We start from the raw sequence: 25081 nt of genomic DNA on the forward strand, positions 1-25081 counted from the left end.
TTCGTGGGGAACACTGTCTTCTTCTGCGCAATCGTTCCGCTTTCGACTGCCCAGCCCGTTACCTGGAGGGCCAAACAAAGTCGAACCTGTTAGGGAGCACGTGATGCGAACTTTCTCAGCAGTGGCACTATTTGGTGCAGCACTTATGTTAGTAGCGGTCGAAGTGTCGGCTGCAGGTGCACACGAGAACGAAACCGTAAAGCCGGTTTTTCAGCATGCGATTCCAAATATCCCCGGTAAGAATTTGGTCGCCGTTGTCGTGAGCTATCCACCCGGCGGGGAATCCGCGCCGCATAGCCACGCCAAGTCGGCCTTCATCTACGCTTATGTGCTCACCGGCGCCATTCGAAGCGTGGTGGGGAACGAGCCCGCCAAGGTGTACCAGGCAGGCGAGAGCTTCCACGAGGAACCCGGAGCGCATCATAGGGTCAGCGCAAATGCCAGCGCGACCGAGCCTGCCAGCCTTTTGGCCGTATTCATCGTCGATGCCGCGGACGAGCCATTGACGACACCAGACCAGAATTCAGAGTCGCGATAAAGCCCGCGAAGCCGATCATCCTCGTAGGATGTTCGCGGCTTGTAGGAAATGGTCAAGCGCAGGCGCAGTGTTTGAAACTCGGCGAGGACCAGAAACTGACTCATGTCCTAGCAAGGAGCCCAACATGGCAAATACTCCTGTCGGCAATGCGACCAACGGCCTAGCTCCTCCCTCCATGTTGGCGTGGCGAGTACACGAATTCGGACCGCCGGAAGCGATGATTCTCGAGAAGATACCCAGACCGGTTCCTGGCCCGGGTGAAGTCCTTATCGAAGTTCACGCTGCGGGAGTTGGTCCCTGGGACGGCTGGATCAGGGCCGGCAAGAGCGCGTTGCCGCAGCCTCTTCCGCTTACGCTGGGCTCTGATCTGTCCGGAACAGTCGCGGCTCTGGGCTCGGGTGTTTCCGATATCGCCCTTGGGGAGCAGGTTTTCGGCGTGACAAATAGCCAGTTCCTTGGCGCCTATGCAGAGTACGCGGTGGCCTCTGCTGGGATGCTCGCGAAGAAGCCAAGCTCGCTGACCTATGCGGAAGCGGCGTCAGTTCCCGTTGTCGCAGTCACGGCGTGGCAGGCTCTATTCGACCATGCGCACCTCCAAGCGGGTCAGACGGTAGTCATCCACGGAGCTGCAGGAAACGTCGGAACCTACGCGGTTCAGTTCGCTCGTCGCGCTCGGCTGCGCTCCATCGCGACCGCTGGGACCAAAGACATCGGATATGTACGGTCTCTCGGTGCGGACAAGGTATTGGACTATCATGCCCAACCTTTCGAAGATGCGGTGAAGGATGCCGACGCGGTGCTCGATCTGGTCGGAGGCGAGACGCAAACACGTTCATTTCAGGTTCTTCGCCCGGGCGGCAAGCTGATTTCTGCGGTGTCCCAGCCTGACCAAGCCCGCGCAAAACACCACGGCGTTACCGCGGCTTTTTTTCTCGTAGAGGTGACCACCGAGCGGTTGCGCAACATTGCCGACCTTATCGATCGCGGTGAACTGAAAACCCATGTCGGTATGGTTCTCCCTTTCGCCGGTGCGCGAGACGCTCACATGATACTGGAAGGCCGGTTGCGGCCGCCGAAAGGGAAGATCATCCTCAACGTAGAAGCGGCAGGCGAAGTCCCCGCGCCCGCTTGAATTCGGCTCACTATGAGCCTGGCGGCAAACAGGCGTGAAGGCGGCCGGGGGTTCCCACGCAGGTCGGGAATACACGTCCCAGCGGGCGCGGATACGCATGTTACGCATTTCGTCTGCCGTCAGGATCAAGGCTTCGTCTTCGAATAGATTGGCGCGCCGACTGCGTTCGGCAGTAGTCAAAGCGAACCATTAGCGAGATGCGGTTTAGTATCGGCTTGATGCCCCGGCTTTTTGAACGAAGCTAACTTGCCGCAGTCTGGCAGTGGTCGTTTCGCTTCCCCGAGTTTGCGTTGGACATGGACATCGCGTCCCGCGCTTTACAGTTCGGCTTGGCACCGACGCCCTTTCACCATGGTACATGCAGCTTGCTGCTCGGCGTGAACGGCGGCTGCGGGCGGACGGTCGTCGGCTGTTGGGTGGCGCGATAGCACCCATGGAAGCATGTCGGTCCGTTTCCATGCGGTCCTCAGCATCAACGTCGTTCGCGGCGGAAAAGCTCGACTGGGTCGAACGACAGCGGCCTGACCGTTGTATGGCTCCAGTCCACGCATGGACTGCCTCCGGATTGCAAGCTGGTAAATAGGCGCGCCGTCATTTTCATCCCTGCCTAACCGTCGTCTTCCTGCAGCACAGAACGCACACGTTGAGTTAGTTCGGATAGGCGGAACGGCTTATGAATAAGTCGAAACTCGTCGACCGCTGCGTGACGTTCGAGCACATCGTCCGCGTAGCCGGAAGTAAGCAGTATCTTGATCTCGCTGCTCCGTCGTTTCGCTTCGCGTGCGAGCTCAACACCATTCGGTCCATTCGGCATTACGATATCGCTCAAGAGTAGGTCAAATTCCTGACCGCTCTCGAGAATCCGTATGGCTTCGGTGCTATTGTGGACACAGAGAACCCGGTACCCGGAGGTGGTCAGCATTGCTGATGTGACTTCCACCAGATCGTCATCGTCGTCGACCAAGAGAATTCGCTCTGAGCTTCCACGCACAGCTCGAGTTTGCTCGGTTTCCAGCTCGGCATGAGGCTCTTGTGTGGCTTTAGGCAGGTAGAGCGCGATCGTGGTGCCGGCATTGGGCGCGCTGTCGACCGTAACATACCCGTTGGATTGCCGGACAAAGCCATAGACCATGCTAAGACCGAGGCCGGTGCCTTTGCCGACTTCCTTGGTCGTAAAGAAGGGCTCGAAAATCCGATCCCGAATCTCGGGAGCCATCCCGTGGCCTATGTCGGCGACGGTCAGCCTCACATATGGTCCGGCCGGGCACTCGGCTACGGCTCCCTCATCGAGGACGACGTTCCGCGTCTCGATCTCGAGCACGCCGCCACCGGGCATCGCATCGCGACCGTTTAGCGCCAGATTGAGGAGGGCTGTCTCCAGCAGGGATGGATCGACCTGGCACAGCCATAGCCGCTTGTCGGTTCGCATTCTGACCTCGCATCCTCCTCCGACCGCCTGACGGACGAGCCCCTCGAATTCAGAGATCAGCTCGTTCGCGTTGACCAGTTTGGGGTTGAGTTTTTGCCGGCGGGAGAAGGCGAGGAGCTGTGCGGTGAGCTTCGCTCCCCGATCAGTCGCGCGTCGCGCCGTTGCGGCGAACCGACGGATATTGCCGTCATCCGCCGCGCCCTCGATGAGCTCGAGGCTTCCCGAAACGACGGCAAGCAGGTTGTTGAAGTCATGAGCAACGCCGCCCGTGAGTTGTCCGACGGACTCCATCTTCTGGCTCTGATGCAGTTGCTCCTCAATGAGCTGGCGCGCTTCCTCAGCATGCTTCTCCTCCGTGATATCTCGGAAGAAGATCGCGAGACCCTCGCCCGAAGAGAACGCGTTGATTGCATACCAGAGGCCACGCCGAGGGCAGTGTACTTCGAACGAAACCGGACGGCGGCCCGACATGGCTTTTCGAAACTGGCTGAGGACTTCCGTGTTGGAGGCATCCAAAAGGACCTCCTGCAAGTTCATGCCAATGAGTTCTCGCCCTTCGGCGATCTGCGTCCAAGCCCTTTGGTTGAAGAAGCTGATGCGCCAATCGCGATCAATGATGACGACGCTGTCGGTCGTGCTTTCGAAGACCATCGTGAGCCGGGCCGCGGCGTCCTCCGCTCTCTCCTTCGCGTCGGACAATTCCCGCTCACGACGTTCCAGCGCGTCGACCATGGTATTGAAAGCGTCGGCGACCTGCGCGATTTCGGACTTATCTCGGATGTTCACGCGGCGGGAGTAGTCGCCGAGCCGCCATTGGTTGGCGGCATCGAGCAATAAACCAAGCGGGCGATGAATGAACTGCCGGGCCCCAAGCAGCGTCAGAACTAACACCATCATGGCACTTAAGGTGATTAGCAGGATGTCGTGTCGCGTGCGACGCTGGATCTCGGCAAAGGCCCCCATCTTATCGAGGCCAAAACTGACGCGCAGTCCTCCGGAATCGGGCCCGAGACCGGAGAAACCAACAATTCTGTCGACGCCGTCGACGTCAATCAAATCTGCCGTGAGACCGTGGCCAAGAATCGGTTCTTTCTTGCCAACAAACTTGCCGTTATCGGGATAGCGGGCAAGGTACGTGCCGTTGCGATCCGTGATCGCCAGCGCCGCTCCCGCTGGAACATCCATCCGTGCAATGTAGTCTGCAAGCCAATCAAGGCCGAGGGGTGCGATAACGACCCCGCCTATTCGACCGTCCTCTCCATAGAAGGGCAGCACAAAATGAATGAGCTTCCGGTGAATTGAAAGACCGGTCGAGAATTCTCCCACAGTAAACGCACCGGTCTTCAACGCCTCCGCAAAGTAGGGCCGCCCGGAGACATTGACCGGCCTACGATCACTGTCGGTGTCGCAGAAAGGTTGGCCATTCTGGTCGGCAACCAGGAAAGTGAGGAATGCCGGAAACCGCGATTTCATCCCTGCCAGGGCCACATTGCACGCTTTGCTGTCCTTCGCCTTGATCGCCGGAAGTTCCGACAGCGCAATCAACACTTGCCGAATGCCCTGAACGATCTGCTGCTGCTCTTTGGCGGCGAGTTTAGCCAGGTTGAGCGCCTGGTTCTGTACTTCGACCTGGCGCGTGCGGCGCAGCTCAACTTCATTGTACGCTTGGATCGCAATCGCGGGCAGCAATGCGACCGCAAGAAGCATCCATAGGCGTGAAAAGATTGTCATTCGAGGGCACCCTGATCATAGCGAGCGTGCGGATGCCCCATAGGCCATCCTGCAAATTGGTCTGTACATCTCGACAGTTCGAAACATTCGCCTGCGATGCGATCGGGACCGAACCGGTGCCCTTCGGCTTGCCGGCGAAGCCAAAGCCAGAAATCGAAGGCATGACGACTGCGTCCTCCGCGCATCCGCCATAGCGCCTACGATCCTAAGCGGGCCCACAGTTTTAAGCAGCTCGAATACTGAGCCGGGCGATCCATGTCTATTGATCAGCGGAAGTGCGTTCGAATGACGCGAGCGGACGTGGGTGAAGTGATTGTCTAGTCCATCAATCATCGTCGTGAATTGCGGAAGGGCTCCGAACTTGGCTTCGGCTTTTCGCCAGTCGCAGTCCGTGCCCCACTGGCGCATCTACTTTCCAAGCGCAGCCTGCGGCCTATTCCGAAAGCTGATCGCCATGCAGTTATAGGCGTTCATCAGGCGATCGCGATCGTGAGATCCACGCGTATCCGCCTGGTCCCTCATTCACCTGGGACTGGATTTCCCGACAGCACGGTGGCGAACATAGGAGCCGATCCAGCGTAGGTATGGGAAGCCGACGCGGTGCCCGGCCTATAGTCAATAGCCACAGCGACCGGTGATTTGCCGAGAATATTGGGTATAGCCTTTTGGAAGTGCGGCGTTACCGGTTCGCCGACGCCGCGGGCAGCGACGGGCATTGCTGTGGCAACGGCGACAGCGGTAACGGCCGCGCCGACGATAGATCGCATTGTCATGACCGCGCTCTCCTCGTTGCATCCTTGCCCCGGATAAATGCTCTCGCTGCGTCCGGAAAAAGCACCAAGAACGGACAAAAATCGTGTACCGTCGAGGCTGCCAGATTCAACTCTGCTGTGGTAACGTCGCACTTTTCAGCTTGCACCTCGGGAATTGCTTTAATCGCGCGCTGTCGTCGCCAACAGATCACCCGCCCGGAGTCGGTAACCCGCCAAAGGCGCTACTCGGTGGATTGGTTTCGACTGATAGATGGTCGCTCGTTCGGGCTTATCATCGGGCAGGAGCGCGAATTCCGGCGCGGAATGCCCTTCGAATTCGACGTGGGACCGATCCCGGCGACAATACGCATTATGTTAACGAAGGACATGGCTTTCGATGTCCCTCCTGCAGCACGGGTGGTTGATCTCAAGCTACCAATCAAAATTGCGGAAGGCGCGACCACCAATGTGAGGGCGGCCCGGGTGAGAGTGGTTCGAAACCTTCATGGCGTTCTCCTGTAACAGGAGATGGCGCATATTGGGCTAGGTGTGCGCCTGCCGGAACGGGGCCGAAGCCCTCTTGTTACGGAGAAGCAGTGCTGCCGCCTTCTCGAACAGCCGATGCAGCCTGTTCAACTAGCTCCACAACGGCGTCAGCGTGCGACAACATGACGGCGTGTGAGGCACCTTCAATCGTGACGGTCTTCTCCGATCCCGCGCGTTCCGCCATAAATCCCAGCAGGTTAGCCGGAATGCTGTTGTCCCTCGTTCCAAAGATGAACCAGGACGGAATGGCTTTCCAGGCTGCAACATCAGACACCTCCGTCATGGCGCGTTCCGCCATCGGGCGCTGTGTCAGGGCCAGCAGCTTCGTTTCAGTTTCCGAGAGGTCAGCCGCATACTGTGCCCTGAACTTGTCAGGTTGAAAGTACAGGTCCCGGCTACCGTCCGCGAGCAGAATGGGGGCCGCCGTGTTCGCCTCGACGGTGCTGCCGGGAAAGCGGCGCAACAGCGTGGCCACGCTCTCCCCTACATCCGGCGCGAAGGCGGCCACATAGACCAGCGCCTTCACGCTTTGGTTGCCATTGGCCGCGTTGGTGATGACCGCACCGCCGTAGGAATGACCGACTAGAATGATAGGGCCATCAATCGTCTTGAGGATGGAAGAAATATAGGCGGCATCGCTACTCACTCCACGCAACGGGTTCGGAGCCGCGACCACTTTGTATCCCTTGGTGAGCAATAGTTCGAGGACGGGTTTCCAGTTGGACAACGACTCAGCGAATGCGCCATGCAGGAGAACTATAGTGATCGTGGGTGGGTCGACCATCGATTTGGCTCCGTCAATCAGTTGACGCCCGCCTCCGACGAGAGAGAGCCGGGGTGTACCGGGCTAGGTCGCCGCGGTATTCAGCCGGTCCTGTGGAGTTTCCAAACCGCGGAACATCTCGCGGATTTTGCGGCTTAACGCGCTTTTCTTTTGCGCGTTCCAAAGACGCGCGAAATTATTTTTAGAACTCGGCCCGCATCCGCCTTTTGTGCATGAGGTTTAATCTTATTCATCGACACCAAGTGACAGATGAATTGCTATCACATCGTCGCAATCTCCCGAGGCTAAATTTTTCCTGCTTCAGAATCCAGAAGCCTGCGAAGGCTCCGATCATCATTGCCATTGCTTATGGCGGATCGCCGACGAGTTGATCAAATGGCCGGTCGATGTCTGCTTCTAGCCGATGCTAGCGAAAGGGCTTGAGGCGCCGAGCGAATAATGATTCCTGCTGAAGAGGTGGCAGGAGGGGGCGGCAGGACCGAGATCGGAGGGCAGCTCTCTTCTGAGTTTGACCCTCGACGAGATGATCCCGACTGACCATCTGTTGCGACGGATCACTTGCGCGTCGTTGTCGGCGCATTCGCGCTCGCCTACGGCGTCTGGCGCTTCTTCGAACCGTCTGCGCGTAGCGCATCGCGGAAGATGCTGATTGAACTCCCGGGCCGGGCTGGCTTTTCGATCAGCCCCGGCATAGGTCAGACGAGATCGTGTGGCATTCGATGACGAGAGCTTGAGCCCCCTCTCCGCTCCTAAGCCGGAAGTTGCCCCGGTGCGCTGTATCTCCCGGCGTCAAGATAAGAGACAAAAGAAATGGCACGCATTTTCGGGACTGACGCGGCGAGTCAAAAATACGGAAACATCAAAAGAATCAAAATCTATGGCGGAGAGAGTTGGAGTCAGACTCACGATTCATGATCGTGGAGCTGAATTCCAAGCATCAACCGGCGCAGATGCGCTAGGCCGTCGTCAATGATGCCGACAAGACCGAAGGCAAGGATCGCGACCTGGTGCATGACGACTCCGGGACGCTCGGGCTCGCCGACGACAAAGATCTGAACAGGGACGATAAGGACTTGGCAATGAAAGATCGCTGAAGGGCAGGGTAATCGTTGTGGCAGTGGGCGGCCCCTGACATCGGCGAAGCCATCGCGCGTTGCGCACGGCCGAGAGCGCAATGTCGTGCTTGGTCGCTCGCTAGCAAGAGGCGCTGAAAGGATTGCTGGCGAGCTTCCGTCCGAACGTAGAGCCGGCTCGACGTTCCGGTGAATGATGCGGTCCCGCCCTTACTGACGCGTGCTAGCCAGCGGGAGAACAGGCTGCCCCCTTCACAGGCTTCACAATTCGCACAGCCAACCGCTATCGGCGGGAGTACAAAATCGCGGGAAATCGTAGTTTGGCGTACAAAATCGTGCCGCATGGTAGCGGGGGTCCGCTACATCGCTAAACCCACTGTTTTGGAAGCCCTTTTTTCGTACCGACGGGCAGCCTAACTCGCGAGGTCGCCTCCTGATACCCCGTCAAAGCCCGCCTTTTCGCACGCAATTCCTCGCCGCAAAATGTGTGTGCGAATAGGTGCAAATCCCGGAGGCGCAACATCCGATCTCCGCGAAAGCCCAAGACGACAGGCGCCCCTACCGAGTCGCCGCCGCGGCGATGATCTGCCGGGGGCCCGCAGACCTGACTGCTCAATCAGCGAGCGGAGTTCCGTTTCTCCTCGTCGGTGAGGGCCTGCGCCTGTTCGGGCGTCAAAGTGCCGTTTCCGACCACCTGAAACACGCTGTTGGTGTCGTAGCTCTGCCTGTTCTTGCGGCCCGGCTGCTCTTCGTTTTCAGGACCGCCGTCGCCGCCGCCGAAGCCGAGGAATTCGACGATGATGATCGAAGGCCGATCGCCGTCGCGCGATGCTGTTGGCAGCGTCGCCGTTTGCGCGGCGGAGCCGGCCACGTTGGAGGCTTCGGTCAGGCCGGCGATGTTCGGCGCCAGCACCGTTGGAAGCCCCGTCGTCGCCCCTGATACCGTGATGTTGGCGGCATTGAGGATGCTCAGCGCCGCGATGTTGAAGTCGCCGACCACCCGAATGCCCGCATCGCCGGCATTGATCTCGCCGCGGAAGGCGAGGAGATCCATGCGGCTTTTCTTGCGCACCGGTCTGTCCTGTTGCGGGCCGCCCGATGTGCCGGCCGGCGGATTCCACGTGGGCTGCTTCGCCGCCGCATCGCCGCTTGCCTGCAGCGCATCCAGTACGCCGATGCCGGCGCCGGTCGAAAGGCCGAAGGCGTCGACAGAGACGCGCCCGTCGTTGTCCATCGTGAACTGCAGCGGAATGTTGAAGACCGATGTCTTGGCGCCAGCGCCGGCGCTGATATTGCCGTTCGAGGTCCACATCGTCAGATCGCCACCCTGCAGCGTGAACACACGGGAGACGTAAAAATCAATGCTATCGTCGGCCATGATGCGGACGTCGCCGCCACGGCGGGTGATGATGCCGCCCTGACCATAATTCTTGGCGTCCTCGCTGTGATAGCCTACGGTGACCGTGCCGTAAGGCGCCATGATGCTGATATTGCCGCCGGACTGGGTCTGCACGATGCCACCCCGCACCATCACATCGCCCCAACCGCCGCTCACCTGTGTGGGCGAGGCCCGAAACAGCCTGTCGATCGCCGAATAGCCGCGGGTGTACTGCTTGAATCGAAGGCTGTCGGCGCCGTTGTAGTCGATGCCGGTCTCCTTCAACTCGGCGAACAGCACTTTCTGCAGGAACGCCTGCTGGGTGAGCTTGGCAGCGCGGCGAACAGCGCACGCCGTTCGCTGGCCGGCCGGTCTTCGTAGCTGAGGCCCTTGAGGAACTCACCCAGTTCCTTCTCGTAGGTCCGCACTACCTTGCCCGCATTGGCCGGGTAAGACAGCGGGAAGGCTGGATCGGAGGCGTTACGAGGATCGAGATAAAGATCGGCGAAGCCGGCATAGTCCGCACCGCCGGCGGTGCCAGCGATCATGTTGATGTCGCCGCCCTTATCGGGAAGCGCCAGATTGGGGGTGTCGATATCGGTGCCCTTACGGGCTTCGCCGAAATTGGCGACCAGCACATTGCCGGTGCTCATAATGCCGCCGCGGGACAAAATGCCCTCACCGGCAACGAAGGTGAGATTGCGGCCGGCTTCGACCCACAGCGCACCTTCGCCGAGGAAAGCGATCTGCGGTCGGATGATGTCTCGTCCGGCGATGACGCTTGACACCTGCGAGGCATTGTTGTGCTGCGCAATCACCGCTCCGTAGAGGATGTCCTCGCCGGCATAGACATCGACCGGCCTCGGTACGGTGAGCTTCCAGGTGAAGGAAGGTTGCGAAGGAGTGGTGCCGATCGTGCCGTTCAGGGCGTACAGCCTCACGGGGTCGGGATCCGCGGCATGAAGCGGAACGAAGCCACGCTCCCAGTTGGTGTTCGCGCCGACCGGCTGCGGAAGCGCGTCTCCGACTCCGAGTTGAAGGAACGTATTGCGATCGATCGCAAAGGGCGTGAGCGGACCGCGACGATATTGTGCGGCAATATCCTCCATCCGGATCTGCTGCTCGGAGACAAGGATGTCGTTGTCAGCCAACAGCTCCAGCGTTCCCGATGCGCTGGACGCCAACACCAGTGGTAGAGCCAGCTTGGACTCGACTGAAACATCGCTCTGAAGCGAGGTCAGGCGTAGCGTCGGCGGCAGAAGATTCAGCTTGGAATCAAGCCGAGCCCTCGGATTGTTTTCGCTGGTCGCACCAAGTCGAACCTCATAGGCCCCTCCGAGGCTCAGATCCGCCGCTCTCAAAATGTTTCCCTGATATGCGACGTTGCCCGAGGTCGAACTCGCATCGACCGCAGCACGATCGGAGAAGCTGACGAAGGCCGATCCGCGCTTGTTTGCCGTAAGATTGGCGTCCACTTGCCCAATCAACATCGGATCGTAGATGCCTTCGATGGTGATATCGCCGACCGCGGTGACGCTGGCGGTCGCATCCATCAGCCCGATCAGCATGGCGACCGGCGCATCCCGATAGTACGGCGAACTGGAGAAGCTGGTCCGCTCCCGCCCGAGTGCGCCGCTCGCGGCGATGCGGTTGCCGGCATTCAGCGCGGCATGGCCGCGGCCGAGCATGTAGACGCCGCCGAGAAGATCGCGCCCGGTCTCGATGTCCAGATTGCCGCCGCCACGGACGACGAGGTCTTCGGCCCGGGCGACCGGCCCGGCCTGGTCCTGAGGCGTCGTCGGCGTGGTGAGGTGCCCGGTCGTCGGAATGGCGACCGAGAGGTCCTTGCTGTCGCGACCCGCGCGCACCCGCACATCACCGCCACCGAGCGGGCCGACGCCGGACTCGAAATTGGCAAACATGATCGACCAGCTCGCCTGGTCCTTGACCGTCGACGCCGCTGGATCGCCGGTCCAGTTGGTCTCGCCGTAGTGGAATAGCCAGGCCGCCGTGCTCTGTTTGACCACCGGAGCGGTGATGTCACGCCCTGCGGTCAGAATGATGTCGCCACCGGCGGTCGGGTAGTCGCCGAGCTTGGAGCCGACAACGAAGCCCGCCGCGGTCGGCGTCTTCATTCCCGCGGTGTAGATCACCGATGTGTTGGACTTGAGCTCGATATCGCGGCCCGCATTCACGCGGATATCGCCGGTACCGGTGCGGACGATCGTATCGGCGCCGATGACGATGTCGCGGCCGCTTCGACGATTCCGCCGATCGGCGGTGCGTGGTCGAAAGCCTCAAGCCCGCGGAAGCGCACGTGGTGCGCGCGTCCGTCTGTTCCGTCGATCAGGGCGTAGGCCTCGCCAGTCAGTTCGTCATGCAATCCCTGGTCGACCAGCCGTCCGATAATCTCGGACGACGGCTGTCCGCCTTCGAAGACGGAGTCGGCGACGCAGCGCGCTTCCCCACGTTCGGTAAAGGCGCGGTGCATGGTCTTGATGATGTCGCCGCGCATACCAAGGTCGCGCAAGCTCCGCTCGGACTCGAGCCCAACCATCCATTCCCCCGGCGCAGCGGACGCGGCAAGGCCCATCTTCTCCAGATGTTGAAGGCGACCGACCATCAGGCGCCGGATCTCGGGATCAGACTTGCCGGGATTCTCTGGGCGAAGGTCGATATAGCCGGTCTCATCTGCTGCCAGCCGGATCTCTCGATCTACCCGCGTCCATCGCTCCGCCGTGACTTCCCTCTCCAGTGAATTGCGGATCTCGTGCTCCGGCTTTGGACCCAGTTCGATGGCGACCAGTTGCTCGGCGCGTGAGCGCAGTCCCTGGCTGATGTAGTCGCGGGAGATCACGAGGTCCGCCCCTTCCTCATCTACGCCCCGAACGAGGAGGTGGACGTGAGGGTTGTCCGTGTTCCAGTGATCGACGGCGACCCAATCGAGCCGAGTACCGAGATCGACTTCCATTTGCCTGGCGAGATCGCGCGTGAAGGCTCTGAGGTCGGTCATCTCAGCGGCATCCTCGGGTGAGACGATGACACGGAAATGATGCCGGTCGTCCCGTCAGCGATCCGCGAAGCCTGCGTCGTCAGTGCGGTCACTGCCGGCATCGAACATCACCGCCTTCTCACTGTTACGGGTGACGCCGTCACGCTTCAGATAGGAAAGATGGGCGGTCAGCGGCGCGGAACGGAAGGATCGTCCCTGGTGACGAACGACGCGCGCCTTCACCACTACGCGGCGGGCCGGGCTGAACAGGCGGTTGCGGCTAAAGCTGATCCGGCCGCGCCCGAAGGTCGAGCGCCCATAGCTGGAGGAGCGCCCACCCGCAGCCGCATGCGAGGGGCTGTGACCGGCCTTCTTCACCGCACGCAGCACCTGGTTGATGAAGCTCTTGGGCTTTGGCGCTCGCGTGCCGCGGATGCGGCCAGGCCGGATGCGCAAATCGCTGTCGCCCACGCTCACGGCAACGGCTCCGCGGACATGAAATCGCAGCCAGTGCCGAAAACACTGTTGAATTCATTGGCAAAAACATTAGGCGCGGCACGCGCCCCGACCGACCGGCACGGTAGAACCCAAGCCATCCCAATGGCTTGCGGTTCGACCGGCGAGCCTCTTTTATCTCGCCGTCCTGCCGTCGTGGGTAAGCGTCGGAATCTTGCACGACTTCCCGAGAGTGCGTTGGCGTTCCATATCGGGTTCCTTGCTGCAAGGGAGGATCTCCGGTGGGTACGGAATATTTCAAGAACGAAGCGCGTCGCTCTTTTTGGTCGGTACACGTTGAAGCCTGGCGACGAAGCGGTCTCAGCAAGCGCAAATATTGTCGTCAGCATCGTCTCAGTGGCGGTACATTTGATCGGTGGCTGCGGCATCTGATTGACGCCGAAGCTCTGAAAATACGAACGGAATTGCATCGGGAAGAACGTCGGGAGCGACTCCGGAAGACGCGGGCTCCAGTATCGAAGGACCTCCGCTGCAGAGCCGTGCAAGCGTTCTGGGCGATGCACGTTGAAGCAATGAGATGGTGCGGTCTGAGCATGCAAGCGTATGCCAAGGCACATGGCATATCGCAGCACAGCCTGAGGCGATGGCGCGATTTGATCGACGCCAACGAGGTCGAAATCGACTGGCGTGCGCAACTTCATCCGAGCGCCCGCCCACTAATAAGCATTGGTGCTAGCAGCGCTGCTAAGGGGTCTCGCGTCGGGAGCCGCTTGACAGATGCACCAACTGTCGATCCGCCGAACGACGGACGCGCCGTCCGACGTCGCTTCAGTGACGAGGAAAAGGTCGCGATCGTGACCGAGTCCGAGCTCCCCGGCGCCACCGCCGCAGAGGTTTGCCGGCGCCACGACATCGTCACCAGCATGTTGTTCCGGTGGCGGGTACAGTTCGGGTTCAGCAAGCGAGGGCGGGCGAACTTGGCGGCTGTGACGGTCGCAGGAGCGCAATCCGCAACGCTCGTCCTGAACGATCTGTTGCAGCCGCCCGACGGCATGAAGGTTATCGAATTGGACGATGGGCGCCGCGTGTTCGCACCGATCGGCTGCGATCCGGATGCGGTGCGGCGACATGTTGCCGAACAGGTGACGGCATGATGATGATCGTGCCGGCCGGCGTGAAAGTGCACCTGGCTTTGGGCTATACCGACATGCGCAAGGGCCTTGATGGGCTCGCTACCCTGATCCAGGAACACCTCAAGAAGGACCCGTTCTCTGGCCACCTGTTCGCCTTCCGTGGCCGGAATGCGAGCAGACTGAAGATCCTGTTTTGGGATGGCAATGGGCTCTGCCTGTTCACCAAGCGCATCGATCAAGGTGGCTTCATCTGGCCGAGAATGACCGATCCTGGCGGCACCGTGACGTTGTCTCCAGCGCAGCTTGCGATGTTGATCGAAGGCATCGATTGGCGCACGCCGGAGCGTCGATGGCGACCTGCAATCGCAGGCTAAGAAATCACAGAAACCCGCATAGAGTATAGCGAAGTTGCTTCCTCGAATCGGCATGTTCGAGTAGATTCGGACATGCAGCTCGATCTCAATAACTTGCCATCGGACACAACGCTTCTTCATCGTTTGGTGCGGGATATTGCAGAGACTGTCCAGCATCGAGACAGCGAGATCGAGCGTCTCCAGTCGATCATCAAACAGCTTCAACGAGCACAATATGGGCGTCGTTCCGAGCGCCTCGATGCTGGTCAACTCGCCCTTGGGCTTGAAGATCTTGGCGTCGATGTTGCCGCCGTCGAGGCCGATCAGAGTTCGGCGACTGCCGTCCCGCGACCTCCGAATCCGCGTCCGAAGCGCAAACCACTGCCCGAGCATCTGCCGCGCGAAGACGTGGTGCTCCATGTCGATTGTGAAAGCTGCGGGTGCTGCGGCGGCCCTCTGCATGCGATTGGCGAGAGTGTCAGCGAGATGCTGGACTGGGTGCCGGCTCAGCTTCGCGTAGTGCGGATCACACGCCCGAAATATGCCTGCCGTACCTGCAACAAGGTCGTGCAAGCTACGGCGCCGGAGAGACCGATCGCTGGCGGATTGGCAACAACAGCCCTGCTCGCCCACGTGCTGGTCAGCAAGTACTGCGATCACACCCCGCTCTACAGACAGTCGCAGATCTTCGCTCGACACGGTGTTGATCTCTGTCGTTCGACGCTGGCCGGATGGGTTGGCGGCGCGTGCTGGTGGCTGGAAGCTCTGCACGAGCGACTGTGCAAAAACGTGTTTGCCTCCGGTCATCTGTTCGCCGACGACACACCGGTTCCGGTGCTCGATCCTGGCCGCGGGCGAACAAAAACCGGACGACTGTGGGTGTACGTCCGGGAGCAAAGACCCTGGAGCGGACCAGAGCCGCCGGCGGCAGTGTATCTGTTCGAGCCGGATCGCAGGGCGCAGCGTCCTGTATCCCATCTTACGCAGTTCAAAGGGGTCCTGCACGTTGACGGCTATGCTGGCTTCGAACATTTGACCAGCAATGGTGACGTCGTACTTGCTGCGTGCTGGGCGCACACGAGACGCAAGTTTTACGAGATCGTCGAAGCTACCGGATCGCCTGTTGCGGCGGAGGCCTTGCGTCGGATCGGAGAACTCTATGCAATTGATGCGCGGGTCCGCGGAAAATCTCCTGCCTATCGACTCGCTGAGCGGCGCTCCTTCTCGAAACCGATCGTAGAGGCACTTCATTCCTGGCTCGAAGCGCACCTTCCACGCCTGCCCGCAACAAGCACACTTGCTGAGGCGATCCGGTATGCCCTCTCGCGTTGGGAGGGATTGACGCGCTTCCTGCAGGACGGTCGCATTGAACTCGACACAAATCCAGTCGAACGCGCTATCCGACCCGTGGCGCTCGGCCGTAAGAACCACCTGTTTGCGGGCAGCGATGGCGGCGGCGACAGATGGGCGGTTCTCTGCTCGCTGATCGAAACTTGCAAACTCAACGATGTTGAACCCTACGAGTACCTGCGTGACGTGCTCACTCGAATGGTGCACGGCCACGCCATCAACCGACTCGACGAACTGCTGCCCTGGGCCTGGAGATCGAACAATCATGTCAAGACCTGACTAACCTGCAGCAGGTGGACGCATACCGTCGTGGTGTCGTGGTCTCCCGGCCGCCGGTTCCCGAAAGAGCCACCGCGACTTGGCACCCAACTCGCGAAGCCCCAACTGCTTCCGAGCGCTTGCGATAGCGATCGTTACCCGAAGGGCCGAGACACCGTAGGGTGGCTCGGTGAGGAGCGAAGCGACGAGTAGAGCGCGGGCCGAAGGCATCGCCCATACGCCATCAGCTTGCGAACCCGCACACTTGGTCATTGCGATAATCCCGAATCTGATCGAGGAACGAACACGCCACTAGGCCGGGGACCATGGGCGAAACATCGGGCGCCGAGATTACGGTCGTGGCACCGCTTGACGGCATGAGCGCCAGCAACCGATCGCGCGTTTTCATTCGATCGGACCGCGTGACGAATAGCGTCGCAGCTGCTGATGACTGTCCGCTGGACGTCCACCTTGGCGGCAGTTCAATGGCAAGCAGATTTGCAAGCTTTGCGACGTATGCTCGCGTCTCCTCTGGCAAAGAGCCACCTGCGAGATGCTCTTCATAGCGAGATGGTCCCGCGTTGTACGCGGCAAACACGCCAGGCGAGCCATACCGGTCGAGCAGTTCGCGCAAGTACGCCGTGCCGGCCAGAATGTTGTCGTGCGGCTCGTAGGGATCGTTCCCGAGATTGCAGCGCTCGCGAAGTTCCGCCCAAGTCGCCGGCATGATTTGCATCAGGCCCATTGCGCCTTTGGGCGACTTGGCGTGCCGGTCTTCAGCGCTTTCGACGTTGATGACCGAACCGATCCAGTTCATCGGAATTGCGAAGCGCTCCGAGGCTTCGTCGACGAAAGCTGCAAACGGGTTGCTTGCCTGAGCAACCGCCTGAGCTAACCCCGATTCACTCTGGGCTAGAGCAGCACTCTCCGACGCAGCGAAAATAAGCAGCAGCCACACGACAGCCCAAACACGCACGCCCGACCGAGCCAAGCATGCCGTCGTGCTCGCGCCCGTCCAGGGTAAAGCCGCTTCGCGCCGGCCATGCGGCCGCCCTGGACTGCCGCGGCGCGCGTCGGCCCTGGAAGCGTTGGTCGAGACGGAGGAATGGTCCCGCGATCGATCGAACAGAGGAATGGCGGGGTAAGAACATGGAACACGCACGATCACTCCTCCCACGTCCACACAGGCAGCGCACGCCCGATCACTGCCGACGCAGGCAAGAATCCAAAATATCGGCCATCCAGCGAGTCGTCGGACTGCCAGTTCATTAGGAACAGCTCGCCGTCGCCGACGACGCGGCAGCCCTGCCATTTCGGCAGCGGCCGGCCGCGTCCGTCGCGGTCCCGCGCCTCGCCCATTGCAATCTCGTCGACCGAAATCGTGAGGCCGGTTCTGCAAACACTCTGCCCCGGAAGGGCGAGCACGCGCTTCAGCATGGGGACACCAATGGGCAAATAGCCATTAAGGTCGAGAAAGGTCGCGAGCGGCTCCGGCGGCTGAACGGCGACCAGCTCGGTGTCATGGAAGCGCTCCACCGGTCGCAAGCTATAGAGGCCGATTGGCACGCTCGCCGAAATATTCCAAATGTAGAGCGGAACCGGCTCCAGAGCGAGTGTCGCGACGAGCGCAGCAGCCGCCCCAAACGTCGCAGTCAGCGTCTTCATGCGGCCGGTCATCGCATTATCCTCTGACGGTGAAGCCAAGCCTGGTGGCGCGCTCTCGTATACGGACGCGGGTTTTCGTTGACGGACAGGCGGTTATGAATGTGATGCCAATGATCAGGCGCAACATCAGCTGGATCGATGCCGAGCGCCTCAACGGCATCGATTATTTGCAGCACGCGCTCGACCTTCGGCCAGCCTGACAGCCGCAGCAAAATCTCTCCGCCGGGCTTCACGTAAGGCACGGTCGAGCAGCGCTGTCCTGGCGCAACCGCGCGCAAAATGTCCACGCGCGAAATGATTGTCCCAAAGTCGTTGGAGGTCCAACGGACGAAGGCAAAGATGCTGCCGGGCGCAAATGACAGGACACGCCGGTGGCGATCGATCTTGCGTTCCTCGACAACGCGGCCGAACCGAATGCGGTTTTCTATGCGCTTTTCGATCCACAACACTTCCACTTCCGTGAGATCGCTCATACGGCGGCACCCTGACGCTGGAGTTGGCAACCGTGAGCTTGGGACTCGGTGGAGAGTGCGTATGGCCTGGAAAGGCAGGCTGGACTGTCGGGCTGCCGTTGCCGAGCGCCGCCAACGTGGCTTTTGGCCTGCTCCGTTAGAAGAAATCCGAAGGATTTCTGGTTAGTAAAGTTAGAGCGGCTGGAAAGCGCGGAGAAACGAGCTCTTAAGTCCGATTCCGGTCCCCGATAGCACGAGGATCGGGTCCCCGATAGCACGAGGGTTGCGGTCCTCGATGGCACGAGCTGATTCACAGGTTGTCCTCCGAATTTGGAACGAGACCGCGACGGCGCAAGCGGGCCGTTAAGGGATCAACAGGCGTAGGTGCGAAATTCAATCGCTCGCTGCCGTTCCGGTCTCGCGTGAGCACGAGCTGATAGCCGGGCAATGTCTGGCGCTGGACGATCTGGCGGACGTCGTAAGCAAAATGCTTAAGCGGCGAGATGATGCCGGACTTGGCATGGAGGTGCACAAGGTCGAAGCTCCAGCCGCCATCTTGGCGTCCACCGTGCTTGCGCACGACGCGGTAGAGCCACCGCTCAAGCCCGCCCGTGAGCTCGAAATACGCGCGATCGATCGTCAGCACGAGCGCGTCATCGATGACGCCGGCATAGAACCAATCCGGCAGGATCAGCTCGATCCCAAATGGCCGACCGTTTGCATCGGCCGTCTCTTTCCATTCGTTGATCCAGGAGAAGCGGTGTCGCCGTCGTTCTGCTGGCTGACGGATCGATGTCAGCACGGTTGTTGACTGAAGCCTGTCGAGGCCGGCCTTGAGCCGATCATAGTCGCGTGCGCTGGTGCCACGGCCGACGAACGTCAAGATCTCGTATGGCGTTGCAGCCATCAGGCGCGAGGTCTTCAAGCCTGCGTCACGCGCTTCGACGATCTGGGACGCGGCCCAGATCAGAACGTCTGCATCCCAGATGGTCGCCATGCCGTGTTCCGGCACGGCTTCGACACGAATTGCGATCGCACCGGCACGAAAATCGATCGGCACCACACGTTTCGTCTTTGCAAGGGAGAAGAACGGATAGGCCATCAGATCCTGCGCGTCGCGGGGCGCGAGATCGCCGGGCAACGCCCGGAAGAGCTCAAGCTGATCGCGCTCGGAACGGTGCTTGCGCCGCATGGTCACTGCTCACGCGGCAATCAGCGACGTTCCTGGCCCGCATACGGGCGCAGCGCGGGATGCTTCTTGGCCGGCAACACCGTTCCCTTGCCGGGGTCAGAGGTCGAGGTCTTGGCGCCGCGGTCGGCCCACGCTTTCAGATCATCAACGGCGTAAACGACCCGTCCGCCAATCTTCCGATATATTGGTCCCGTGCCGTACGTGCGGTGCTTCTCCAACGTGCGACCGGACAGGCCAAAGTAACGCGCGGCCTCAGGTGTACGCAGGAATCGCGGGGGAAGACCGGCCATCGGATCGGGCATTTGAAAACTCCAAGAGGACAGCGCACCACGCAAGGCGGTGCTGGCGCGTGTGCGGTCATCATGGAGAAGCGCGATGTCGGAGGGGGATGCCGAAGTTTGAGGGGACGATTTTCGATACCCCCTAAGCGGAAGGGCTATTCGTCCCTGCGCCCGGGCCGCAGAAGTTTGCGGTAACCACCGCGCATCAACGCGAGGCCGCCTTGCACCAGGCGGACCGTCCGATTGCGCAGATCATGCGTCTTCCAGGCACGATCGGGGATTCGCTTTTTGCCGAACAGCGCTTCGGCGATAACGCGATAACTTCCGCCGGTGCTGTGAGCATCGAGCGCACGGATCGCGGCGCTCAGACGTTCGCGCCGCTGTTTAGATAATTGGTGAAAGGCAGGACCTGGCACGCGTCCATTCATCGCGCGCCACAGCCGGCGGGCTGCATACGCACGCGCGTCGAAATCGCCATCAAACGGCAATTCGGCTGTGTACGACGCGCCGAGCTGCGGCGGCTCCTTGGACCAGATACGGTGATCTACCGCACCGATGCGCAGCACGGCGTGCCAGCCGTCGGCGGCGCGCCGCACCTGACCTGTTGCGAGGTCGAGCAGCGGTTGAGACGCTGAACCGCGATCGGCGGCCGAGACCAACTTGACCGGAACGACCGCCGCTAGAACCTCAGGCGCCCAAAAGATCGTCTGCTCGTCGAAGGACCTCCGCGGGTCATGGGCGAAAGCAGAGGCCCCACCTTCTCCTGAATTCTGGTGTCACTTGGCCATCGGGACTGTTGGCAATCATCGCCTCAAAGTCGCGGCGATAGTCCGCGTTACGACGAAGACATTCCCAGGCGATGTCGGTGATTTCGGCGTCTTGTAGGCTCTTGTAAGAATCCGGCGATCGCCAGTCGAACTCAGGCATTGCTTCCGCCCCATTGCATGCAGCTAACAAGGATTGCGGCGCAATAATTATAAACGATTGAGTTGTAGGAAGTCCCTAGTTTGGCACCACGTGGTGCACCAGAATGACCACCGGTTAGCCAAAGAAAAACGTTCTGCCTGCAGGTCGCCAGTCGGCGATTTTCTTCTATTTCGATCCGGTGCCGCGTAATAGACGGCCCTGCTCAGTCACCCATTTGGCGCGCGAGAGATGACTCTGATATGCGGTCCGCGCACGATCCGGCTCTCGCTCCGGATCGATGTGCAAGACGATTCGAGCGACCTCCCGCCAGTCCGCTCCCTGACCCTCCGCCTGCATAAGGCGAATGTACGTCACCACATGCTGTTCGTCATAGGCGGTCAGATTCGCCTCGTTCGGCGCAACATCCGCGACGTCAGGATCTAGCTGGGGCTTCGTCATGAGCATCCTAGCAAACTGCGAATGATTCTAACCTCTCAGACCGGTCGAGATTGTCCAACATTCTCATTTTAGCCCCATTCCGGGTTACCGACCAGCGAGCGAGCGGCAGCAATTACATACTATAGGAGATAAACCTCATAGTATGTAAAGACGCAACTTGCGCTGATGGACATGCGCAAGTTGGTCGGCCGGAATTTCGCAAAACTGCGGAAGCAGAAGCGCTTCACGCAGGAGAAATTCGCCGAAATGTCCGGCTTCACCCAGCAGTATATTAGTGACCTGGAGCGCGGCCGCCGTAATCCGACTGTCGTAACCATTTTTGAGCTCGCCAGCACGTTAGGTGTCAGTCACGTTGATCTGGTGATCCCCGACGAGGAGGCGCGAAGCGACCGATCAAAGCCAGCCAAGCGGAAATGATCGGGTCGCAAGTCATTCTAAGTCATCGTAACCCTCGACTCTTGCGAGCCGGGCCGAAGGCCCGGCGAGCGCCGGACGCGGATACGCGTCACCGCCGTCGATCCGGCTTGCCGGAGCGGCGGCGGTGCACCAGACCTGGACGCAAGGCCGCGCAACCGACCTCCGGTTACGCGGCCTGTGTCTTTAGACTGCACGCTCCATCAAGCGCTTTGCTTTGCCCTCCAGCTCAAGGCGTGTGTCCTGATGAGCCCTTTCCGCGAGCAAATGCGGTGATGCCCTGCACGAAATCAAAGATGCTTTCCGGCTTGCGATTTTCTTCACCCAGAACGGTCTCGACGATCTTCGCGCTCTCCGATTTGGAAAACCCGCCTTTGCGGAGGAAGGTCTCCCGGTCCTCGTCCGTGCGGGCAACGATCCGTTCCCTTGCAGCCTTGATGCCGGCGATGAATGGCGCGGGTGAGGAATTGGCAAAGCTCGTCAATGCGGGAGCGGCTTCATGCGCAAAGCGTTGCGCGGCGAATTTAGAATGCCTGATGGTGATCTCCTCGAAATTCTCTACGCCCCAGAGATTGCGGTTCATGCAGACGGCGCGAAGATAGAAGCTCGCAATTCCGAGCGTCTTGCTACCAACTTCGCTGTTCCAGCAATAGAAACCCCGGAAATACAAATCCGGTGATCCATCCGCCAGACGCCCCGCTTCGATCGGGTTGGTGTCGTCGACCAGAAACAGGAACACATCCCGGTCACTGGCATAGAGCGTGGTCGTGTCCTTGGTCACGTCCACAAAGGGATTGTGGGTCATGGTTGACCAGTCCATCACGCCGGGGACTTTCCACCGCGTGTCACCGGTGCCATTGCCCGCGATCTTCATGACGGCTGCGACTAGTTCATGATCCCAGATACGGCCGTAATCCGGCCCGGTAACAGCACGAAGCTCGACGCGTCCGCTGTTGGTCTCCAAAGTCTTCACGAGCTCGGCGCGATGCGACAGCAAGCCGTGTTGCAGGTTGATCGCGGATAGGGCTGCGGGAAGCTGCCGCAGATAGGATGTCGGCGCACCGACCAGCGTACACAACTGGCCGAAGCTCCAATGGGTCGGCGCTACCGGCTCCTCGCGTCCCGGCACTGTCAGGGCCAGCCGCTCGGCATTGTCCCGGCTCGCCTCCACCCGGATGGTTCGGCTTTCCACCGTTCGCGCTTGCGCGCGCTCGGCCCGGCCTCGCACCGATTCATAGAGTTCCGGCAGGTTCAGATACCGCTCGTCATCCGGTCGCGCAAACCACTCGGACGACACGCGGCCAATCCGCTAGCCGCGCGATACATCCACGCGGAAGCCGCCGGAAGCAGGCTGTTCATTCTGAGACAAGGTCATCATGTTCATGGTCGTTCTCCTATGGGCTGAGGTTGAAGCGCAGCGCTGCGCTGCAACCCTGCCCGTCGGCGAGACCTGGGGTAGCAAGGGCAAGGGCGGCCGGAGCGGAGGGGGATCACCCGCCTGACAAGGGCGCGCCAACAGCGCGCGTCTGCACGCGCCCGACGACATCGTCGTCATTGAATATCTTTGCGCGGAAGACCGGGGATACCGCTCCGGCCGGCACGGAATCGTGCTTCACCCTTGCCCGCGCGAGGGCGGAGCCCTTAGCAATTTCTTCAAAGGAAAATGCGCTTCTGCTTCCTTCCAAAGCGGCGCAAGAAACGCAAAAGGCCCCGCCTCCGGAGAAGCGGGGCCGATGATCCCGAGGGATCAGTCGCCGTTGCGGCGGGACCAGATCAGGGTGAAGCCCTCGTCGCCTTCGACCTTCACCAGCGAGGCGTAGATCGGGGCCGGGAAGCTCGGGTCGTCGAGCTTGACCGAGAGGTATTCGCGGTCGCTGTCGCGAGCGGTTTTCTTCCAGGCCGCTCCGAACTCGGTCACACCGTTGAAGATGCGGTAGTCGGGCGCCTTGTCGTTATCCTTCTCGGATGCGGCGAACCTCGCCTTGATGTTCAGCGTCAGCGTCTTGATCGAGCCGACGTAGCCGTTGTCCGAAGTGGTGAAGGTGCCGATGGTAGCCATGGTGGTCTCCGTTTGTTGCTCGGGCCGCGCCTATCGCAGCCTCGATGGCGATCCTTGGCCCGGGGAGCGATCGGCCCGCAGCCTTCAGGCCCGCAGCGCCAGCGGAAGACGGCGATAGCCTGCTTTTTTGTCTCCCGCGAGGAATGCCGCCATTTCGCGGCAGGGGAAAAAAGCAGGCGCAGCCATTGCGGGAAGGCGATCGAGGCTTTTGCCGTCCCTCGGGCCTGATCAGCCCATTCGAGGTTGCGTTGGACGCGCCATGCACGAGCTGACGGAGACCACCATGGCGGCCGACACCGACGCAGCACAAGGACGGGACTGGATCGATCGTACACATGCTGACATCAGCGCATCAACGGCAAGAAAGACGCATTCTGGCAAACGCTAGCGCCCCTCGTCGCATTCCCGCGTGGCAGGATGAAGGTGCTGCTAGAGCGATCCGCCAGGCAGCGCTTGCAATACCCCAGTCTGCAGACGACAAAGCGTCCGGCCTCATCGCTTGCTGTTGATAGGCGAGCACCACATAGCGGTCCACATGGCTGCCGCAGGCGGCGTCGATCAGAGTGATCGAGGTCTCGCTCGTGGCGGGGCTTCCATTCAGCGGTCGCCGCTGTGCGCAAAAAAAATCGGCCGCGCGCCGGTCAGGCGCGTGGCCGAAATTTTGGAACCGGGGCCGCTCGCGCGGCCCGGCTTAAGCCTCATTCTGCGGCCTGCGAATACTCATCATCGCCTTGCGCCTCGCTTGGCACAGCCGCCCGATCCTCCGGCCTGGCCGTTCTCAGCAGCGAGGCAGCCAGTCGGTGGCAGCCAGCAATTGCTCGGCGGCTTCAGCCATGTCGACCTTCATATCCACCATTCGCTCGGCGGCCTCGCCGCTGACACCTTCGCAAACAGCCTCCAGAATGCGCGCCTTGGTGACGCGACCAAGATAGCTGCGCACCGTTGGCCGCCAGAAGCCGGTCATGTCGAGAGACACGGCCTCCGCAAGCCGGTCGGCCGTTGCCAACGCCCGCGGCCGCCGCTCCCACGGCAGTTTCACCGCATTGACGGTGAATGCGGCGCAATGCGCAAACAAGTCCATGCGACTATCGTGGTCGAGTTCGGCCACAAAAGTCCAAAGGTCAGTGACGTCACGGGGCATCTGCCTTGCCCAATTGTTTGCCGGGCGCAGCGATACGGCCGCATCGGCTATCTGCCCGCCTGCAAATTGTTGATCCAGCATTCCGCGTTTCCCATCTCGGGCCCCTATCAGAAGCCCGGTTTCGTGGCAAAATACGCCGAAGGTCTGCGCCGTGCGGGGTTTCCCGAATGAGCGCACGCAGCCCGCAAAGTCGCTGATGCCATTGTCGAACGACCGCGATGTTAGCTGCGGTGCATAAATCCGCTTGTGTGAAGGGTTTCGGATGCCGGCCGCATGAGGGAGGTCGCCGCGTGCTCGGCGGCCGGCGTCCGAAAGCCTGCAAGGGAGGAAACCGCGCTTGAGGGAACGTAAGACGGTGCGGCAGACGCTATGGGGATTTGAGTGCCGCGGGTGAGCTCGTTGATTGGGATCGAACCGGTCCAACGAGTTGTGCGGCGGTGAAGCCGCTGACGAATGCGCGGCGGATGGCCTTGAACTCCACAAGTTGTCCGACGATTTGCGACGGCTGGCGGATATCTGGGCACACTCTGCCGTGGCCGGTCGAGAGCCAGCGAGCGCGATGAGCAGACTTGCAGGATTGTGACGCGGTCATGAGGTGTCGACCCTG

The 25081-nt window shown here is 60.7% G+C and carries 19 protein-coding genes and 5 pseudogenes; 6 read left to right on the plus strand and 18 right to left on the minus strand.

From position 1 onward, the window contains the following. The first annotated feature begins 103 nt into the window (after positions 1-103). Both AC5ZG5_RS30315 and AC5ZG5_RS30320 read left to right on the plus strand, forming a co-directional pair. Positions 104-538 (plus strand): cupin domain-containing protein, encoded by a 435-nt coding sequence (locus AC5ZG5_RS30315; RefSeq protein ID WP_456644984.1) that lies wholly within the window; start codon positions 104-106, stop codon positions 536-538. A 175-nt stretch (positions 539-713) separates the two neighbouring features. Continuing rightward, positions 714-1670 carry an NADP-dependent oxidoreductase gene (locus AC5ZG5_RS30320; protein WP_456645015.1) on the plus strand — a complete coding sequence of 319 codons (957 nt, stop codon included), beginning with the start codon at positions 714-716 and terminating at the stop codon, positions 1668-1670. Between the two features lie 607 nt (positions 1671-2277). Here AC5ZG5_RS30320 and AC5ZG5_RS30325 read toward each other — a convergent pair. The 7 genes and pseudogenes from AC5ZG5_RS30325 to AC5ZG5_RS30355 all read right to left on the minus strand — a co-directional run. Then, the gene (locus tag AC5ZG5_RS30325; protein WP_130227193.1) at positions 2278-4830 is read right to left on the minus strand and encodes an ATP-binding protein; all 2553 of its coding nucleotides are present in this window, start codon (positions 4828-4830) and stop codon (positions 2278-2280) included. Between the two features lie 68 nt (positions 4831-4898). Next, positions 4899-5229: pseudogene (locus AC5ZG5_RS30330) on the minus strand (epoxide hydrolase N-terminal domain-containing protein); the annotation flags it as partial. Between the two features lie 9 nt (positions 5230-5238). Next, positions 5239-5330: pseudogene (locus AC5ZG5_RS30335) on the minus strand (carboxymuconolactone decarboxylase family protein); the annotation flags it as partial. An 835-nt stretch (positions 5331-6165) separates the two neighbouring features. Further along, positions 6166-6912 carry an alpha/beta fold hydrolase gene (locus tag AC5ZG5_RS30340; RefSeq protein ID WP_130227192.1) on the minus strand — a complete coding sequence of 249 codons (747 nt, stop codon included), beginning with the start codon at positions 6910-6912 and terminating at the stop codon, positions 6166-6168. 1689 nt (positions 6913-8601) lie between these two features. Continuing rightward, positions 8602-9663 carry a filamentous hemagglutinin family protein gene (locus tag AC5ZG5_RS30345; protein WP_456644983.1) on the minus strand — a complete coding sequence of 354 codons (1062 nt, stop codon included), beginning with the start codon at positions 9661-9663 and terminating at the stop codon, positions 8602-8604. After that, positions 9645-11558, minus strand: a complete 1914-nt coding sequence (locus tag AC5ZG5_RS30350) for a hypothetical protein (RefSeq protein WP_456644982.1) — start codon at positions 11556-11558, stop codon at positions 9645-9647. Before AC5ZG5_RS30350 ends, AC5ZG5_RS30345 begins: the two co-directional genes overlap by 19 nt. 29 nt (positions 11559-11587) lie before the next feature. After that, positions 11588-12832: pseudogene (locus tag AC5ZG5_RS30355) on the minus strand (relaxase/mobilization nuclease domain-containing protein); the annotation flags it as partial. A 260-nt stretch (positions 12833-13092) separates the two neighbouring features. On the opposite strand from AC5ZG5_RS30355, the gene tnpA reads away from it, so the two are divergent. The 3 genes from tnpA (at position 13093) to tnpC (ending at position 15926) form a co-directional block, all read left to right on the plus strand. Further along, entirely contained in the window at positions 13093-13965 is an 873-nt protein-coding gene (tnpA, locus tag AC5ZG5_RS30360; RefSeq protein WP_456644981.1) for an IS66 family insertion sequence element accessory protein TnpA, read from the plus strand. Beyond that, positions 13962-14318: an IS66 family insertion sequence element accessory protein TnpB gene (gene tnpB, locus AC5ZG5_RS30365; RefSeq protein ID WP_456644980.1), complete on the plus strand. Its 357-nt coding sequence runs from the start codon at positions 13962-13964 to the stop codon at positions 14316-14318. Before tnpA ends, tnpB begins: the two co-directional genes overlap by 4 nt. Positions 14319-14390: 72 nt before the next feature. Further along, positions 14391-15926 carry an IS66 family transposase gene (gene tnpC, locus AC5ZG5_RS30370; protein WP_456644979.1) on the plus strand — a complete coding sequence of 512 codons (1536 nt, stop codon included), beginning with the start codon at positions 14391-14393 and terminating at the stop codon, positions 15924-15926. 223 nt (positions 15927-16149) lie between these two features. Here the strand turns inward: tnpC and AC5ZG5_RS30375 are convergent, their stop codons facing one another. From AC5ZG5_RS30375 to AC5ZG5_RS30410, 8 genes are all read right to left on the minus strand, one after another. Further along, positions 16150-16863 carry a lytic transglycosylase domain-containing protein gene (locus AC5ZG5_RS30375; RefSeq protein ID WP_456644978.1) on the minus strand — a complete coding sequence of 238 codons (714 nt, stop codon included), beginning with the start codon at positions 16861-16863 and terminating at the stop codon, positions 16150-16152. A gap of 206 nt (positions 16864-17069) precedes the next feature. Beyond that, entirely contained in the window at positions 17070-17582 is a 513-nt protein-coding gene (locus tag AC5ZG5_RS30380) for a S26 family signal peptidase (RefSeq protein WP_130228970.1), read from the minus strand. Further along, positions 17579-18043: a DUF2840 domain-containing protein gene (locus tag AC5ZG5_RS30385; RefSeq protein WP_474418770.1), complete on the minus strand. Its 465-nt coding sequence runs from the start codon at positions 18041-18043 to the stop codon at positions 17579-17581. The genes AC5ZG5_RS30380 and AC5ZG5_RS30385 overlap by 4 nt, the downstream gene beginning before the upstream one ends. 289 nt (positions 18044-18332) lie before the next feature. Next, positions 18333-19214, minus strand: coding sequence for a replication initiator protein A (locus AC5ZG5_RS30390; RefSeq protein WP_130228972.1), 882 nt, complete (start codon positions 19212-19214; stop codon positions 18333-18335). A gap of 20 nt (positions 19215-19234) precedes the next feature. Further along, positions 19235-19516: a helix-turn-helix transcriptional regulator gene (locus tag AC5ZG5_RS30395; protein ID WP_130228973.1), complete on the minus strand. Its 282-nt coding sequence runs from the start codon at positions 19514-19516 to the stop codon at positions 19235-19237. A gap of 134 nt (positions 19517-19650) precedes the next feature. Continuing rightward, positions 19651-20154 carry a DUF2285 domain-containing protein gene (locus tag AC5ZG5_RS30400; RefSeq protein ID WP_245474987.1) on the minus strand — a complete coding sequence of 168 codons (504 nt, stop codon included), beginning with the start codon at positions 20152-20154 and terminating at the stop codon, positions 19651-19653. 73 nt (positions 20155-20227) lie between these two features. Next, positions 20228-20422: a transcriptional regulator domain-containing protein gene (locus tag AC5ZG5_RS30405; RefSeq protein ID WP_130228975.1), complete on the minus strand. Its 195-nt coding sequence runs from the start codon at positions 20420-20422 to the stop codon at positions 20228-20230. Between the two features lie 165 nt (positions 20423-20587). Then, positions 20588-20860 carry a DUF2285 domain-containing protein gene (locus AC5ZG5_RS30410; protein WP_130228976.1) on the minus strand — a complete coding sequence of 91 codons (273 nt, stop codon included), beginning with the start codon at positions 20858-20860 and terminating at the stop codon, positions 20588-20590. A gap of 165 nt (positions 20861-21025) precedes the next feature. Here AC5ZG5_RS30410 and AC5ZG5_RS30415 point away from each other — a divergent pair, with 165 nt between their 5' ends. Beyond that, a complete protein-coding gene (locus AC5ZG5_RS30415; protein ID WP_456644977.1) occupies positions 21026-21277 on the plus strand; it encodes a helix-turn-helix domain-containing protein in 252 nt (83 codons plus the stop codon). A gap of 183 nt (positions 21278-21460) precedes the next feature. Here the strand turns inward: AC5ZG5_RS30415 and AC5ZG5_RS30420 are convergent. The 3 genes and pseudogenes from AC5ZG5_RS30420 to AC5ZG5_RS30430 all read right to left on the minus strand — a co-directional run. Next, positions 21461-22658, minus strand: a pseudogene (locus AC5ZG5_RS30420) (DUF932 domain-containing protein). 363 nt (positions 22659-23021) lie between these two features. Next, positions 23022-23333, minus strand: coding sequence for a DUF736 domain-containing protein (locus tag AC5ZG5_RS30425; protein WP_130228978.1), 312 nt, complete (start codon positions 23331-23333; stop codon positions 23022-23024). A 698-nt stretch (positions 23334-24031) separates the two neighbouring features. After that, positions 24032-24486, minus strand: a pseudogene (locus tag AC5ZG5_RS30430) (chromosome partitioning protein ParB); the annotation flags it as partial. Between the last annotated feature and the right edge of the window lie 595 nt (positions 24487-25081).

Source organism: Bradyrhizobium sp. Ses1 (assembly GCF_059512365.1).